This is a genomic window from Bradyrhizobium sp. Leo114, assembly GCF_055229415.2.
Window position 1 is genome coordinate 1 of sequence record NZ_JBUYEN020000189.1, and the last position, 754, is coordinate 754.

Annotated in this window: 1 protein-coding gene; it reads left to right on the top strand. The window is 61.7% G+C overall.

Annotated elements, in window-relative coordinates; all coding sequences use genetic code 11:
• A partial coding sequence (locus ACZIRK_RS45330; RefSeq protein ID WP_474419859.1) for a hypothetical protein occupies positions 1 to 754 on the top strand: 754 nt, incomplete at both ends.

Sequence of the window (754 nt, forward strand, 5' to 3'; positions counted from 1 at the left end):
TATCAGCAGTCGCCGCGCTCATCGTTCGGCTCAATGCGGAGTTCCGGAAGGCGGCGAGGTCGGACCGGTCGGCCGCGCTTAACGTCGAGATCGCTGCGCAGGAAGCTGCTGCCAAGGCGCTTCGCAATTCAGGGCTATGCCAGTTGTTTGGCGCAATAGCCACCTCTGGGGGCGCTATGTTAGGTGCCGGCGTGAACCTGAAGGGCGCTCGCCAGATTCAATCGCGCTTCGACGAGGTGTACAAGGCCAAGATCCAGACGCCGCTCTCGAAGTCTAGCGTGGAGACGCCAGCCCCGAACAGCCCTTCACGTCAAGCGCAGCGCTTTGACAAACAAGGCGGGCCGGAGCTCTACGACAAGCCTCACGGCAAAGCGCAATTGACCCAAGCGCCGGAGCGCGAGGCGCGGCCCTCGGAAGATAACATCGAGATGACACGTCTGGATGGGAGCACATCATCGAGCAGAGGCAATACACCTGGCGACCCGCTTAGGCTGGACGCGCCCGATAGCACGACGGACCCTCTTGAGTTTACGCGCGTTGTCCAGGCACAGACAGCAGCCCAGCAGGCGGCGATGAGATGGAATGGCATGGGCACAATCGCAACAGAAGCCTTTAAGCTTCCGGGAGCCGGCCTGAACATGGGCGCGACGCACTACCAGGAGGAGAAGGCGAAGCTGGAGGCGGACGGCACCAAGGCGCGGGCGCAGATGGAGGACGAGAGTGAATTCATGGCAAGCTATGAGACGGTGATTCA